The sequence below is a fragment of the Reyranella sp. genome (assembly GCF_965249915.1).
In the GTDB taxonomy this organism is placed as follows: domain Bacteria; phylum Pseudomonadota; class Alphaproteobacteria; order Reyranellales; family Reyranellaceae; genus Reyranella.
This window is the reverse complement of the sequence record NZ_OZ252257.1, coordinates 55,001-70,325: the sequence shown is the minus strand read 5'-3', so window position 1 is coordinate 70,325 and position 15,325 is coordinate 55,001. Positions and strand designations below refer to the sequence as shown.

General features: G+C 66.5%; 11 protein-coding genes and 2 rRNA genes (1 of these 13 only partly in view). 6 read left to right on the top strand and 7 right to left on the bottom strand.

Annotation, left to right across the window (positions count from 1 at the left end; all coding sequences use genetic code 11):
- The first annotated feature begins 144 nt into the window (after nucleotides 1-144).
- A complete protein-coding gene (locus ACP15H_RS00320) occupies nucleotides 145-672 on the top strand; it encodes a TetR/AcrR family transcriptional regulator (protein ID WP_425064239.1) in 528 nt (175 codons plus the stop codon).
- Here ACP15H_RS00320 and cydC read toward each other — a convergent pair.
- The 5 genes from cydC to ACP15H_RS00295 are packed head-to-tail and all read right to left on the bottom strand — an operon-like array spanning nucleotide 638 to nucleotide 7,128.
- A complete protein-coding gene (gene cydC, locus ACP15H_RS00315; protein ID WP_425064238.1) occupies nucleotides 638-2,347 on the bottom strand; it encodes a thiol reductant ABC exporter subunit CydC in 1,710 nt (569 codons plus the stop codon). The two genes, ACP15H_RS00320 and cydC, sit on opposite strands and share 35 nt — an antisense overlap.
- Nucleotides 2,344-4,110, bottom strand: coding sequence for a thiol reductant ABC exporter subunit CydD (gene cydD / locus ACP15H_RS00310; RefSeq protein ID WP_425064237.1), 1,767 nt, complete (start codon nucleotides 4,108-4,110; stop codon nucleotides 2,344-2,346). The genes cydC and cydD overlap by 4 nt, the downstream gene beginning before the upstream one ends.
- A gap of 18 nt (nucleotides 4,111-4,128) precedes the next feature.
- A complete protein-coding gene (locus ACP15H_RS00305; RefSeq protein WP_425064236.1) occupies nucleotides 4,129-4,383 on the bottom strand; it encodes a hypothetical protein in 255 nt (84 codons plus the stop codon).
- A 12-nt stretch (nucleotides 4,384-4,395) separates the two neighbouring features.
- The gene (cydB, locus tag ACP15H_RS00300; protein WP_425064235.1) at nucleotides 4,396-5,529 is read right to left on the bottom strand and encodes a cytochrome d ubiquinol oxidase subunit II; all 1,134 of its coding nucleotides are present in this window, start codon (nucleotides 5,527-5,529) and stop codon (nucleotides 4,396-4,398) included.
- A gap of 12 nt (nucleotides 5,530-5,541) precedes the next feature.
- Nucleotides 5,542-7,128 carry a cytochrome ubiquinol oxidase subunit I gene (locus tag ACP15H_RS00295; RefSeq protein ID WP_425064234.1) on the bottom strand — a complete coding sequence of 529 codons (1,587 nt, stop codon included), beginning with the start codon at nucleotides 7,126-7,128 and terminating at the stop codon, nucleotides 5,542-5,544.
- Nucleotides 7,129-7,486: 358 nt separating this feature from the next.
- Here ACP15H_RS00295 and ACP15H_RS00290 point away from each other — a divergent pair, with 358 nt between their 5' ends.
- The 5 genes from ACP15H_RS00290 (at nucleotide 7,487) to ACP15H_RS00270 (ending at nucleotide 12,982) form a co-directional block, all read left to right on the top strand.
- Complete coding sequence (locus ACP15H_RS00290; protein ID WP_425064233.1) at nucleotides 7,487-8,467, top strand: helix-turn-helix transcriptional regulator; 981 nt, start codon at nucleotides 7,487-7,489, stop codon at nucleotides 8,465-8,467.
- Nucleotides 8,468-8,628: 161 nt separating this feature from the next.
- Nucleotides 8,629-10,638 (top strand): vWA domain-containing protein, encoded by a 2,010-nt coding sequence (locus tag ACP15H_RS00285; RefSeq protein WP_425064232.1) that lies wholly within the window; start codon nucleotides 8,629-8,631, stop codon nucleotides 10,636-10,638.
- The gene (locus ACP15H_RS00280; protein ID WP_425064231.1) at nucleotides 10,635-11,960 is read left to right on the top strand and encodes a hypothetical protein; all 1,326 of its coding nucleotides are present in this window, start codon (nucleotides 10,635-10,637) and stop codon (nucleotides 11,958-11,960) included. The genes ACP15H_RS00285 and ACP15H_RS00280 overlap by 4 nt, the downstream gene beginning before the upstream one ends.
- 33 nt (nucleotides 11,961-11,993) lie before the next feature.
- On the top strand, nucleotides 11,994-12,503 hold the full coding sequence (locus ACP15H_RS00275; protein WP_425064230.1) for a hypothetical protein: 510 nt from the start codon (nucleotides 11,994-11,996) through the stop codon (nucleotides 12,501-12,503).
- A gap of 50 nt (nucleotides 12,504-12,553) precedes the next feature.
- Entirely contained in the window at nucleotides 12,554-12,982 is a 429-nt protein-coding gene (locus ACP15H_RS00270; RefSeq protein WP_425064229.1) for a hypothetical protein, read from the top strand.
- A 69-nt stretch (nucleotides 12,983-13,051) separates the two neighbouring features.
- Here the strand turns inward: ACP15H_RS00270 and rrf are convergent.
- Both rrf and ACP15H_RS00260 read right to left on the bottom strand, forming a co-directional pair.
- A 5S ribosomal RNA gene (gene rrf, locus ACP15H_RS00265) occupies nucleotides 13,052-13,166 on the bottom strand.
- A 79-nt stretch (nucleotides 13,167-13,245) separates the two neighbouring features.
- A 23S ribosomal RNA gene (locus ACP15H_RS00260) occupies nucleotides 13,246-15,325 on the bottom strand (it continues 650 nt past the right edge of the window).

Sequence of the window (15,325 nt, the reverse complement as noted above, 5' to 3'; positions counted from 1 at the left end):
TTCGTATTTGTGTACTGGATGGTACAAAAATACACCGGGTGCCGGACGTCAAGGATAATTATGCGGAATAGTACAAAAATAGAAAAGGAGCCGCGTCCGCGCGGCCGTCCACGCGGATTTATTACCAGCGAGGTATTGGAGCGCGTGCGCGATGTGTTCCTCGCCAAGGGATTCGCCGCCGCTTCGCTCGACGAGCTCTGTGCCGCCGCCGGTCTCAACCGGCCGAGCCTCTACGCGGCCTTCGGCGACAAGGAGCAGCTCTACATCGGCATGCTGCGTCACATCGGGCAGAAGAGCGTCGAGGCGATGGACGCGGTGCTCTCGGGGCCCGATCCGATCGAGCAACGTCTCGGACGCCTCTACAAGGGTGCGATCGACATCTATACGAAGCCGCCGAAGCCGCCGGGCTGCATCATCGTCGGCACCGCCACCGTCGAATCGCCCAGCCATCCCGAGATCGGCGCCGCCGCCAACAAGATTCTCGCCGACTTCGAAAAGGCGTTCGAACGCGCGTTCGTCAACAGCGACCTGAAGCCGGCCCCCTCTCCGGCCGAGCGCGCCAGCATGGCGGGCGCGATCCTGTATGCCACCGGGATCCGGGCCCGGCTCGGTGTTCCCGCCTCCGAATTGCGGGCCTTCACCCGCTCGATGATCCCCCTGATCTGCCGTTAGAGACGCGCCCGTTCTCCATGTGAACGATCTCGTCGGTGAATTGCGCCGCCGCCCGCGGATCGTGGGTGATCAGGATGACGGTGCGGCCCTCCGTTGCGGCGCGCAGGGAGGCGATGAGCTGACGGGCGGTTCCGGCGTCGAGATTCTCGGTCGGCTCGTCGAGGATCAGAATCCGAGGATCGCGCAGGAGCGCACGCGCCAGCACGAGGCGGCGCGCCTGGCCGGCGGACAGGCGGGCGCCCGCCTCTCCGATCCAGGTGTCGATGCCGTCCGGCAGGCCGCGCACGAATTCGGCGAGCTGCACGACCTCGAGCGCATGCTCCAGCGCGTTCACGTCTGCCTCGGGAGCCGCCATGAGAAGATTCTCGCGCACCGAGCCATTGAAGAGCTGCGCATCCTGGGTGGCGATGCCAACCAGGCGGCGCAGGTCGTCCGGCCGATAGCTCCGCAGATCGTGCCCGCCCAGCCGGATTTCGCCTTCGTAGTCCCAGAAACGCACCAGCAACCGGCCGAGCGAGCTCTTGCCCGCACCGCTCGGTCCCAGGATGGCGAGATGCCGGCCATCGGGAATCTCGAGATCGAGCCCGTCCAGCGCGGGCGGCGAATCGGGCGCATAGCGCAGGCGCACCGACGAGAAGACGACACGCGCGTCGCGCGGTACGGGCGACGGGTCGAGCCCGGCAACGATGGAAGGCGTGCGATCGGCGAGATCGAAAAGGCGGCGGGCCGCCGCCCTCACCTCACCCCAGCGCTCCATGGCGCCCGGCAACGGCGCCACCGCTTCGAAGGCCGCGAGGGCCGCGAGCGCGAGCGCCGGAACGAGGGCGGGCGCAACCTCGGGCAGAAGACCGCCCGCGGCGACGCTCGCCGACGCCAGTACCGAGGCCGACCACAAGGCCAGGCCGGCCGAAAGACCGACCGCCGCCTCGGCGACCATTCCAGCGTTCGAAGCGCGCGACTGACTGTCGACGAGGCGCTCGCCAATAGCGTCGAGGGTGGTGAGGTGACGCTCGACGGCGCCCGCAACCCGCAGATCCGTCAGGCCCTGTAAAAGGTCGACCGTCCTCACGCGCAACTCGGCGCGCGCGGCGACCGCTTTCGCGCCGGGCACCGTGGCGGCGCGGCGCGCCAGCGCGGGCACGATGCCGCCGGCAACGATCAGCAGCACGGCGAGCGCCAGCGCCGTCGGCGGATGCAGGGCAGCCACGACCAGCACGATCAAGACGCTGCACACCAGCGCCACGGCAATCGGCGAGGCCAGTCGCAGATAGGCGTGCTGCAACGTCTCGACGTCGGCCTGCAGGCCGCCCGCCAGATCGCCACCACGCCGCGACTGGAGCTGCCCCGGCGACAGAAGAATGAGTCGGCGGAACAGCCAGAGACGCAGCCCCGCCAAGAGGCGGAAGGTGGCCTCGTGGCTCAGCAGCCGCTCGCCATAACGCCCGCCGGTCCGCACGATGGCAAAGAAGCGGATGCCCGCCGCCGGCAGGAAGTAATTCATCATGCCAGTCGTGACGCCGGCGATTGCCATGGCAGCGATGAACCAGCCGGCGACACCCATCAGCGCCACGCTCGCCAGGACCGTGGCGCAGGCGACCAAGACCGCGAGCAACATCCAGCCGCGCCACGGCCGGGCGAGCGCAAGCAGGCGGCGCACAAGGGCCAGGCCGCTCATGGCGCGAGCCCTGCGTCGCGCAGAAGGCGGGCGAAGCGACCGTCGTCTGCCTGGAGTGCGGCGCGCGGCCCCTGCTCCACGATGCGGCCCTCCTCGAGGAACACGACGCGGTCGGCGAGATGCACGGTGGCGAGCCGATGGGTGACGATCAGCGTGGTACGGCCCGCCGCGAGCCGACGGATGGCATCGGCCACCGAGGCTTCCGTGCCGCGGTCGAGCCCGGCCGTGCCCTCGTCGAGAAGCAGCACGCGTGCCTTGTCCTTGAGAAAGGCCCGCGCCAGCGCCAGGCGCTGAACCTGGCCGCCCGACAGCGTCTCGCCATGTTCGCCGAGCGGCGTGTCATAGGCTTGCGGCAGGGCCGCGATGAAGGCGTCGGCGGCAGCCAGCCGCGCCGCGACGCGTACGCGCTCGGGACTCGCGTCGGGGTCTCCCAGCCGGATGTTGTCGAGCACGCTGCCCTCGAACATGTGCGGCCGCTGCGGCACGACAGCGACATGCTCGAGCCAGTGAGCGGGATCGAGGGTGGCGAGGTCGTGGCCGTTGACGAGCACCCGCCCCGATTGCGGGCGCAGAAGGCCCATCAGCAGCGAGAGCAACGTGCTCTTGCCCGCGCCGCTCGGCCCGACCAGGGCCACGATCTCGCCCGGCACGAGGCGCAGCGAGAAGTCCCGGAGGGCGGGCCTGTCTGCTTCCCAGTCGAAGCGCACGCCTTCGCATTCGATCGTCACGTCCGCATCGAGAGCCGGCCGCGCCTCGCCGGCCGGCATCGGCGTCCCGGCTTGCAGGTCGAGGATGCGCTCGGCCGCCGCCAGGGCCTCCATGCGCGCGTGATAGTCGAGGCCGAGCTGGCGCAGCGGGGCATAGAATTCGGGCGCGAGCAGCAGCACGAAGAACGCGGCCTCGAAGCCCAGCGCACCGTCGAGCAGTCGAAAACCGATCAGCACGGCAACCAGGGCGATGCCGACGGTCGCGAAGAATTCGAGCGCGAGCGCCGACAGGAAGGCGACGCGCAGGACGGCCATGGTGCTGCGGCGATAGTCTTCGGCCGCTTCCGCGAGGCGCTCGGCTTCGCGGTCCCCGGCGTTCAGCAGGCGCAAGGTCGTCAGGCGTTGCAGACCGTCGAGCAGCCGGCCGGACAGACGCAGCAGGCGCAGCCACTGCCGGCGGTTCAGCTGCTCGGCACCGAGCCCCAGCAGAATCATGAAAACCGGAATCACCGGCGCCGTCACCAGCAGCACAAGGCCCGAGATCCAGTCGCGCGGCAGCACGACCGCCAGCACGAGCGGCGGCAGGACGACGAGCACGCCGAGATGGGCGAGGAAACGCGAGACATAGGCGTCCAGCGCGTCGACGCCTTCGAGCACGACGGTCGCGGCCTCGCCCGTGCTGCGGCCTGCGTTCGTCGCAGGTCCAAGCGACGCCAGATGGCGCAGCAGCGCCGAGCGGATGCGCAACTTCAGCCGGCCGGCCGCCGCGAGCGCCGCCCGCCCCGAGGCGGTGGCGAGCCCGAAGCGCAGCCCCAGCACCGCAAGTACCGGGAGCAGCCACGGAAGCGCCGACGAGAGGGGGGCTTTCTCCATGACGACGGGAGCGATGGCATGGGCCAGCAACCAGGCCTGCGGCACGGCGAGGGCTGCGGCGAGGGCGCCCAGCACGATCGCGCGCCGCACGCCGCTTTTCGCGGCTTGCGCGATCTCGGCGCGCAGCCAGCGCTCGACACCGGCGCGCCGACGACCGGGCGCGTCCGCCGAGGTCCCGGTCATGAGAAGGCGATCGTCAGGTCAGCGCGAGGGCCGTTGCGCAGGCGCGGGCGCGTCGACGGCGCTGGAGACGTCCAGCGGTTCGCCGGGACGGCGGGCCGCCTTGGCCGCATCCTCCTGCGCCTCGAACAGCACGCCGGCCGAGACGGCGACCAGCACCATGAAGCCGGTGCCGAGAAACCACGACAGATACCAGGGGCCGTAGTCGCCGAGGATGATGGCGAACAGGATGGCCAGTGCGGCAAGCGTCATGGCGATGATGTAGCGCACGAACATGTCCGGCCTCCCCTAGTACGCGTGGTCCGAGGTCTCGACGTGCTTCACGCCCACCTTCCCGCGCATCACCCAGAAGGCCCAGCTCGTGTACCAGATGATGAGCGGCATGAAGATCACGACGAAGCCCACCATCCAGGTCAGCGTCACACGGCTCGAACCGGAGTTCCAGACCGTGAGGCTGTGCGCGGGATTGCTCGACGACGGCATGATGAAGGGGAACATCGCGGCGCCGACGGTGCCGATCACGCCGATCCAGGCGAGAGCGCCCAGCCACCAGGCGAGGATCGGCCGCCGGATCGTGTGCGCCAGAGCGCCCAGCAACAGCCCGGCATAGACCAGGGCCGGCAGCAGCCACAGCGCAGGGTGCGCGGCATAGTTGGCGAGCAGCCCACCGGGCACCCGCGTCACCTGCTGGTGCAGCGGCGTCTGAGGCACGCCGGGAGCGGGGCCCGCCACCAGCTTGAAGCCCTCCATCGTGGAGACCCAGAAGCCCGCGACGGTGAAGATCACGAGCGCGGCCAGGCCGCCCACGATCGCGGCCCGCCGGGCGCGCGCGCCGATCGGATCCTCGGCGCCGCTGGCGAGGCACGACCCGCCCATGTAGACCGCGAGCGCGACCGACATCAGCCCGCACAGCACGGCAAAGGGATTGAACAGCCACAGGAAGCTGCCGGTGTAGAAGGACGTCAGGCGCCAGTCGAAATGGAACGGCACGCCCTGCAGGACATTGCCGATCGCCGCGCCGAACACCACCATCGGCAACAGGCCGCTCAGGAACAGGGCGGTGTCCCAGACGGCGCGCCAGGCCGGCGACGGCAGCTTGCTGCGATACTCGAAGCCCAGCGGCCGCAGGATCATGCTCCAGAGCAGCAGCAGCATGACGATGTAGAAACCGGAGAAGGCGGTCGCATAGACCAGTGGCCAGGCCGCGAAGATCGCGCCGCCGCCCAGGATGAACCACACCTGGTTGCCGTCCCAGTGCGGCCCGATGACGTTCAGCGCCACGCGCCGCTCCGCATCGCTCCGCCCGACATAGCGCAGGAGGGTGCCGACGCCCATGTCCATGCCGACCATGGCACCGATGCCCGTCAGCAGTACGCCGAGCAGGACCCACCAGACGACCAGGAGAATCATGTAGGTTTCCATGACGCGTCTCCCTTACGACGCTGCGAGCCTGCGGCCGGCCGGCGACAGGCCGGGGGCCGGAGCATGACCGGTGCCGTGCGCTTCCGGTCCCTTCCGGATGAACAGCAGCATCAGATAGATCTCCACGATCGCGAAGGCGGTGTAGAGCAGGATGAAGCCCGACAGCGAAAACACCATGTAGGCGACGCTGTGGGTCGAGGCCGAGAGCCAGGTCGGCAGCATCTCGTTCACCGTCCAGGGCTGGCGACCGACCTCGGCGACCAGCCAGCCGAACTCGCAGGCGAGGAACGGCACCGGTACCATCAGCAGGGCAGCCCACTGGAACCAACGCTGGCGCTCGACCTGATTGGAGAGCGTCATCAGCGTCGCCAGCACGAGGTAGGCCAGCATCAGCAGGCCGAACGCCACCATGATGCGGAAGGACCAGAACACGATCGACACATCCGGAATGGTGTCGCGCGCGGCACGCACGATGTCGGCATCGGTGATCTTCGAGAGGTCGCCCTGGGGCGCGTAGCGCAGCACCAGGAAGCCGTAGCCAACATCCTTGCCGTGCGCCTTGAACTGGGCGAGCGCGGCCTCGTCACGCGGATTGGCGCTCAGTTTCTCCATCGCCTGGACGGCCGGGATGCCGTTGCGGATGCGCTCCTGCGCCTGGACCTCGAGCTGGTCGATCGCCGGCACGACGCCGTCGAGAGAATGCGTGACCAGGATCGACAGCATCGCGGGAATCTGGATCGTGAAATAGTTCTTCTGCTCGGCCTGGTTCGGAAAGGCGATGGCGTTGAACGCCATCGGCGCCTTCTCGGCCGTCCACAACGCCTCCATGGCGGCGAGCTTGGTCGGCTGGACCTTGGCGCCGACATAGCCCAGCGCATCGCCCAGCGTGATGACCCCGCCGCCGCCCAGCATGCCGAAGACCGCGGCGACACGGAACGAGCGGCGCGCGAGATCGAGATGGCGGCCCTTCAGCATGTACCAGGCGCTGATGCCGCACACGAAGATCGCCGCCGTCACGTAGCCTGCCAGAACCGTGTGGACGAACTTCGACTGGGCATCGGAGTTGAAGAACAGCGCCCCGAAATTCTGCAGCTCCATGCGCATGGTGATGGGGTTGAACTCGGCGCCCTGCGGATGCTGCATGAAGCTGTTGGCCACCAGAATCCACAGCGCCGAAAAATTCGAGCCCAGCGCCACGGCATAGGTCACGATGAGATGCTGGGCCTTGGACATTCTGTCCCAGCCGAACACCATCAGGCCGATGAAGGTGGATTCCAGGAAGAAGGCCATCAGGCCCTCGATCGCCAGCGGCGCGCCGAACGTGTCGCCGACGAAGCTCGAATAGAAGGACCAGTTGGTGCCGAACTGGAACTCCATGGTGAGACCGGTGGCGACGCCCAGCGCGAAGTTGATCAGCAGCAGGCGGGTCCAGAACTGGGCCATCTGCTTGTAGATCTCGCGGCCCGTGGTGACATAGATGGTCTCCATCACCGCCAGCATCACGGTGAGGCCGAGCGTCAGCGGCACGAACAGGAAGTGATAGAGGGCGGTCGCGGCAAATTGCGCCCGCGACAAGTCCACGACGAGATCATTCACCATCGACAGCCCCATCCCCCTTACACCTGCGCCTGGAGAGACGTGCCAAACGCACTGCAATATACCACTTCCGGCCGCATTGTTCATGCGACGCTAACGACACGTTGCGCACGACTCTTCTGCGATGCCTGGTGCGCGACCGCCTTGATGCTCGTCAAGTGATGCCCGACGTCGGCAACTTGGGATCGCCGCAACCAGGCCGTGCCCCCGGGCGGCCGCGAGCCGGTATCAATCGCAGATGCAAGAGTGAAGATCGAGGCCCGGCGCTCGGGTACCCGCGCCAGGCCTCCCATGAGCTGGCTTGTCTCAACGCGAGTTTTCGCGCGACACTCCGCCGGATTCCAGGAGCAGAGACCCGAGCATGGCCTTACCCCTTCGCGGACCGGTCCTGATGTCCACGGACGAGAGCGTGCCCAGCGTCCGGGATCTCTATGAAGCCTATGGCAGGCTGATCGGCCATCGGTATGTCGTCCATGACGAGCGCCCCCGCACCGCGCCCGGCCGGTTTGCCAATATCTCGCTGCTGGAAGCATGCGCGACGCGGTTCCAGGGAGGCTCCGCCCGGTTCGACATGTCGTCGAACCAGCACGGGCTCGACCTGGTGATCCTGTCCTTTGCCCTCTCCGGACAAACGCTGTGCTATCGCCAGCGCGACGCCGAGTGCTCCGCCCCGGCGGGCGCGGCGATCCTGCATACGACCGACACGCCGCTGCATGCACGCGCCAACAGCAACGGCGAAGTCATGGCGGTGGCGTTGCCACGCGCCAAGCTGGGGGCTCTGGTTGCCGATCCCGACCTGCTCACGCTGCGCGTGCTGCCGGCCGGAAACGCGTCGCTCGTGCTGTTCGCGGCCTACGCCCACAATTTCCTCGCGCTGGGCGGCGTGCCCGACCCGCGGCTTGCCGGACTGATCGGCGACCAGCTCTGCGATCTCGCGGCGCTGGCGCTCGGCGTGAATGGGCGTGGCCGGGAAAAGGCGCAGGATGGCCGCGCGCTCGACGACGCCCGGTACGCGAGGGCGATGGCCTACATTGCGCGCCATCTCGCCAATCCGGCCCTCGGCGACCGCGACGTGTCTCGTCACCTCGGCCTCTCGCCCTCCTCGGTGCGGCAACTCTTCGCGAGGAAGCAGACGACAGTGGCGCGCTCGATCCGCGAGGCGCGCGTCGAGAAGGCCGCCGCCATGCTGGCCGATCCCGGCCGGTCCCATCGCAAGATCGTCACCGTCGCCTTCGAGTGCGGCTTCCACAGCCTGTCGGCCTTCTACCAGGCCTTTCATGATCGATACGACCAGCAGCCCGGCGCGTTCCGCGCAGCCATCCCTTCACGAAGTCCCGACTGACGGATTCCGGAAGCGAATCTGACGAAATCCGAACGCCGCCCCGTCCTGCGGATGATAACGGGAGTCGAGCGGTCGACGTCTGACGCGTCGAGGCTGCACACACCGGGCCGGCAACGGGGCAAAGGCTCATGCCACAGAATCGCAGTGCCAAGGGAGAGGCGATGGTCCGTCGCCTGTACCGCAGCCTGCTGCGCGCCGGCCTGGCTGCCGTCCTCCTCGCGGGCGCGGTCGGCGCCGTCAGAGCCGACGACAGGACCTTCATCCGCGACGAACGCCCGGTCGTGCTGGTGCTCGACGCTTCGGGCAGCATGGCAACACCGCTCGGCCGCGAATCGCGCCTCGACGCGGCACGACGCGTGGTGCTGGACACGCTGACCCTCTTCTCCGCCAAGCGCCCGGCGGGACTCGTCGCCTACGGGCATCGCCGCAAGGACGACTGCACCGACATCGAGACCCTGCGGAAGATCGCACCGGTCGACGTGCCCGCCATCCGCAAATCCCTGTCGGCCTTACGTCCCACGGGAATGACACCCCTTTCCGCAGCCCTGCGTCACGCGGCCGGCCTGCTGTCCGCCGATGGCGGCGTCGTCATGCTGGTCAGCGACGGGCTGGAGAATTGCCGCGAAGATCCCTGCGCCGTGGTCGATGCGCTGAAGCGGGCGAACGCCAAGGTGGTCTTCCATGTGGTCGGCTTCGGCATGGCCGACGGCGAGATGAAGAGGCTCGCCTGCATCGCCGACAAGGGCGGCGGCCGCGCCATCGAAACCCGCGATGCGACGCGCCTGGAACAGGCCCTGAAGACTCTGGTGGAGACGCCGCCGCCAAGCCAGCCTCCACCGGTCGCTCCCGCGCCGCCGGCGCAGACCGTGGAAAAGCCCGTCGTGCCGCCTCCGCCGACACCCAAGCCGGTGACGCTGCGGGCCATGGTCGGCGGCACTTCCGTCCCCGGACCTGTTCTCTTCTCCGTCGCGACCGCAAGTGGCGCGACGGTTTACGAGGGCAAGGGAACCGAGGTGACGCCGGACCTGGTTCCCGGCGTCTACAAGGCGCGCGTCACGATCGCCAATGCCCGCACCGAATCAGATGTGACCGTGGCGGGCACGGCGGACGAACGGCACGACATCGCGCTCGCCGCCGGCCTGGCCAGCCTCGCGGTCATCGCCGCCCAGGGCCTTGATCTCAAGGATACCGATCTCAAAGGCGACCCGATCTGGACGCTGGCGCCGAAGGATGGGCAGGCTCCGGCCGAGCTCGATCCCGTGCTGGCACCCGCCGCGATGCTGGCGCCGGGCCGCTACGACGTCGCGGTCTCCCTTGGCGGTTTCACGGCCCGAACGGAGATTGCCGTCGCCGCCGGCAAGTCGGTACGGGCGACGCTCGATCTCGATCTCGGCAAGGTGACGCTCGAGGCCGCCGTGGCGGGAGCCGATCGCTCCCTCGACAGCGGAGCCGGCCTTTCCTGGTCGCTGGACTCCGCGAAGGCCGGACAGCCGCCGCTGCGGGCCGAGGCCATCGCACGACCGACCTTCCTCGTGGCGGCGGGTTCCTACAAGGCGCACCTCGTCATCGCGGGCGCGACACTTACCCAGGACGCAGTGGTCCAGTCCGGCAAAACCATGATCGTGCGGCTGGAACTGCCGTCGGCCGAGCTCGTGCTGACCGGAGCGCTCGGCCCCGAGGCCCCGCCCTTCACCGACTGGCGCGATGCTACGTGGACGGTGCGGCCCGTGAAACTCATCGGCGACGTGAATGCCGGGCCAGCCCTGGAGAACAAAGCGGAAGCGTCCCCAGCCCTCGTCGTGACACCGGGCGAATGGGAGGTGACGTTGGTTTCCGGCGGGGCCAGCACAACACGACGCCTCACGGTTGCGCCGGGGGCCAAGGCGGCCGAGCGCATCGACCTCGCGGCCGGCCGACTGTCGGTCTCGGCGGCGCCGGCGGCCGATGCCCCGCCCCCGCTCAATGTCGTGATCTCCTTTTTCCCCGGTACGCCGGAGGGAGCCTTTGCCGGAAAGCCGATCGTGGAGGCCGGAACGCGGCGTGACTTCGCGGCCATTCTTCCGGCGGGCCGATACCGGATCGCCGCAGCCGACGAGACGGGCCGTGCCGGCACGGCCGTCGTCGAGTTGAAACCGGGCGAAAGCGCCACGCAGGAAATTGCTCTCAAATGAGCGTCCCCCGCCCTTCAACCAGCGAGATCGCCATGCGCATCCTGATGCTTCTGGGTCTGCTCTGTCTTTCGGTTCCTGCTCTTGCCGAACCCGATCCGGAGGCGGAGGCCATCCCGGAAGTCTATGTTGGCTCGCAACCGGTGATGGTGTTGAAGAATGCGGACCCCGACCTCCTCGAGCCCGTCGCCCAGTTCGCTCCGCAGTTGATGGAACTCATCGCCATTACCGGGCAGATACAACGCTGGACGAAGAATTCGCAGCTCGTGGCGAGTAGCTCGCAGGACAGGATCAAGCAGCTGGAAGACCAGGTCGCGAGCCTGAAGAAGGCCGTGGAGGAGTTGCAGAACCGGCAGCCCGGCGGCACGCCCGGTCCCGCGACCGACGACAAGCGGCTGGCGGCGCTCGAGGCGCGCGTGGCCAGGCTCGAGGAGCAACAGGGGAGCTTCAAGGCGCCGTTCAAGGTCGTGAACGCGGCGGGTGTGGCGCTGTTCGCCGTGGCCGAAGACGGTCGCGTCACCGTGGGCACCGACGGACAGGCCACCATCGTCATGAAGGCGACCGGCGCGGACAATGCCCTGATCCAGCTCTCGGCCGCGTCGAAGAAGATGCTGATGCTGACCGACGGCGGCAGCGGCTCCAAGCTCCAGCTCAACGACGGGGCGGAAGCGGCCGTCGAGCTGAACGCGTCCCAGGGCAACAACGGGTTCATCCGGGTGGCCGGCGGCAAGTCGCTGGCGATCATCAATGCCGATCCTTCGAACGCCGCCACGTTCAACCTGCAGGGCGGCCCGGACGGCGGCCTCGCTTTGTCATCGAAGCCCGACAATCTCGGGCTGCTGGTCCAGAAGGCGGGCAAGAACGCCGCCTCTCTCGGCGCCATGCCCGGAAAGGGCGTGGCGCTCCGCCTCTTTTCGGACGCCGGCCAGCAGGTCGTTGCGGCCGGTTCCAATCCCGCCAAGGGCGGCGCCGGGCTGGTGAGCGTCAGCGCCGGCGACAAGGCAGCCGCCATCCTGACGAGCGAGCCGGATGGCGCGGGGCTGGTCCAGTCCTTCGCGGCGGATGGCAGCGGCGCCGCGGCCCTTGTCGGCAAGGAGCGGGCGGCCGTCGCCTACAACCAGGCCGGCAACGCCGTCGCCACCATCTCCAAGAGCGACAAGTCGGAGGGCGGCACGGTCGTGGCCCGCAATCCCGGCGGCGAAGGTGTCTTCGTGGGCGGCTATCGCGCCGATGTCGGCGGCGGTGAGTCCTGTGTCTATCGCGCCAAGGCGCAGAACACCTTCTGCCTCGGAATCGGCATGCCCGGCATGGGCATCGGAAAATGACCCCTCACCCCCTGCAGAACGGATCTTGAACAGATGACCAGATCTCTCAACTGCCTGCCCTTGATTGCCGGCCTCCTGACAATGCTCACGCCCGGCGCGCACGCGGCCTCCGATTGCCAGCCGATCTACGACGCCTATGCGGCGATGGCCAAGGCCCCTGCCGTGAGGAAGACGGTCAAGACCCCGGGCATGGCGGAGCCCGTCGAATTTATCATAACCGGCACGGCGCTCTACGGCCGTGTCGGAGCCAAGGACACATGGTCCAAGACCCCGATCGACGACAAGACCCGCGCGGTGCTGAAGCGCGCCTCACCATCGCCGGAAACGGTCACCGATTGCCGCAAGATCGGTGCGCGGTCGCTGGCGGGCGTGGCGGCCACCGCCTACGAGTTCGCGCCCCCGCCGATGGCGGGAAATGCCCCCGGGGAGAAGATCACCGTCCTGATCGCCGACAAGAGCGGCTTGCCTCTCTCGGAGACAGCGGCCGTGTCCGGTGCCGAGGCGATCCTCGTCTACGACGGCGTCACGGTGCCCGCGCCATAAGCGAAAAAGCGCGGCGAGACATGGAGGGGCGGCAGCACGCGGGCGAGGTCATGCCTTTCCACGCGCTCTTTCTCGCGCTGGTTACGCCAGCGCTCGCCGCGATCTTTCTCCTCGTCGTGTTCGGGGCCCGGCCGCTTGGCGTGCCGCTGGTCCTGGCCACCCTGGCGCCAGCCTATGTCGTGGGCTTCGCGCCCGCTTTTCTCGCCGGGCGCTTCGACCGGTCGTTGGCGAGAAGGGGTTGGCGGGCCGTGGGCCGGCTTCTGGTCGCGGCCGGCCTGGCCTGCATCGCGGGAACGATCCTTCTCGCTCCGCTTCATCTCACCGGCCGCCTCCATGGCGCCCTGCCGCTGCTCTTCCCGTTGGTGCTCGCGCTATCGGCGGTGCTGGCCCTCACGATCGCCCAGCTCTCGGCACGTCTTCTCGCAGGCATGCGTCGGCGCAACGCAAAACGCCGCCCTCTTTCGAGGACGGCGTTTTGAAGTTGGCTCTCGTTTACGATCACGCGCCATATTCGTTTGATCGGAATGTATGTCCTTAGCGTTCGGAAGATCCGGCAGCGACCTACTCTCCCGTGCCTTGAGACACAGTACCATTGGCGCTGAGAGTTTTCACGTCCGAGTTCGGAATGGGATCGGGTGTACACCTCTCGCTAGAGCCACCGGATCGTCCGAACGCAAAGGATTGAGGTCTAAAGTCGTGCACAAGGCCATGCAGCGGATGTCGACCGCTGCACGGAACGAATGAAGTCAAGCCGATCGAGCTATTAGTACCGCTAAGCTGAATGCATCACTGCACTTGCACATGCGGCCTATCAACGTGGTGGTCTACCACGACTCTCAGCGAGACCTAGTTTTGAGGCGGGTTTCACGCTTAGATGCTTTCAGCGTTTATCCCTTCACTACATAGCTACCCGGCGCTACGGCTGGCGCCATAACCGGTACACCAGAGGTAAGTCCATCCCGGTCCTCTCGTACTAAGGACGGCTCCTCTCAAGTCTCGAACACCCACAGCAGATAGGGACCAAACTGTCTCACGACGTTTTGAACCCAACTCACGTACCACTTTAATCGGCGAACAGCCGAACCCTTGGGACCTGCTCCAGCCCCAGGATGTGATGAGTCGACATCGAGGTGCCAAACACCACCGTCGCTGTGGACGCTTGGGTGGTATCAGCCTGTTATCCCCGGCGTACCTTTTATCCGTTGAGCGATGGCCCACTCACGCGGAACCACCGGATCACTATGGCCGACTTTCGTCCCTGCTCGACTTGTCAGTCTCGCAGTCAGGCGGGCTTGTGCCATTGCACTCAGCAGCCGATTTCCGACCGGCCTGAGCCCACCATCGCGCGCCTCCGTTACTCTTTGGGAGGCGACCGCCCCAGTCAAACTACCCACCATGCAGGGTCCCGGATCTGGATGACAGACCGCGGTTAGACATCAAAGAACAAAAGGGCGGTATTTCAAGGTTGCCTCCACCCGAGCTAGCGCCCAGGTTTCAAAGGCTCCCGCCTATCCTACACATCCATTCTCTAATGCCACTGCAAAGTTGTAGTAAAGGTGCACGGGGTCTTTCCGTCTAACTGCGGGTACCCCGCATCTTCACGGGGAATTCAATTTCGCCGAGCCCATGTTGGAGACAGCGGGGAAGTCGTTACGCCATTCGTGCAGGTCGGAACTTACCCGACAAGGAATTTCGCTACCTTAGGACCGTTATAGTTACGGCCGCCGTTTACCGGGGCTTCAATTCAAGGCTTGCACCTCTCCTCTTAACCTTCCGGCACCGGGCAGGCGTCAGACCCTATACTTCGCCTCACGGCTTAGCAGAGCCCTGTGTTTTTGGTAAACAGTCGCCACCCCCTAGTCTGTGCCCCTCTGACGAGACCGTCAGAGGCCCCCTTATCCCGAAGTTACGGGGGTAAATTGCCTAGTTCCTTCAACATGGTTCCCTCAAGCGCCTTGGTATACTCTACCAGTCCACCTGTGTCGGTTTAGGGTACGGTCTATACGCTGGGGCTATTTCCTGGAACCCTTGGGCCGCCCGAGCATTCGCCAACGAGCTCGGGCCACTTTTCGGATCCGTCACCACCAGCAGGCCCACGAATATTGACGTGGTTCCCATCGTCTACGGCTGTCGCCCTCGACTTAGGGGCCGGCTAACCCTGCGCGGATTGACCTTGCGCAGGAACCCTTGGACTTACGGCGAAAGCGTCTCTCACGCTTTTTATCGCTACTTATGTCAGCATTCTCACTTCCGATACCTCCAGGAGCCCTCACGGGTCTCCCTTCGCAGGCTTACGGAACGCTCCGCTACCACTCTTTCGAGTCCGCAGCTTCGGTGCATGGCTTGAGCCCCGGTACATCTTCGGCGCAGGATTTCTTAATTAGACCAGTGAGCTATTACGCTTTCTTTAAAGGATGGCTGCTTCTAAGCCAACCTCCTGGTTGTTATGGAATTCCCACATCCTTTCCCACTTAGCCATGACTTAGGGACCTTAGCTGGCGGTCTGGGCTGTTTCCCTCTCGACGACGGACCTTAGCACCCGCCGTCTGTCTGCCGCGCTGTACTCGCCGGTATTCGGAGTTTGGTTAGGTTTGGTAAGACTTTGGATCCCCCTAGCCCATCCAGTGCTCTACCCCCGGCGGTAATCACACGACGCACTACCTAAATAGTTTTCGCGGAGAACCAGCTATTTCCGAGTTTGGTTGGCCTTTCACCCCTAATCACAGGTCATCCGATACCTTTGCAACGGTAACCGGTTCGGTCCTCCAGTGCGTGTTACCGCACCTTCAACCTGCCCATGACTAGATCACCCGGTTTCGGGT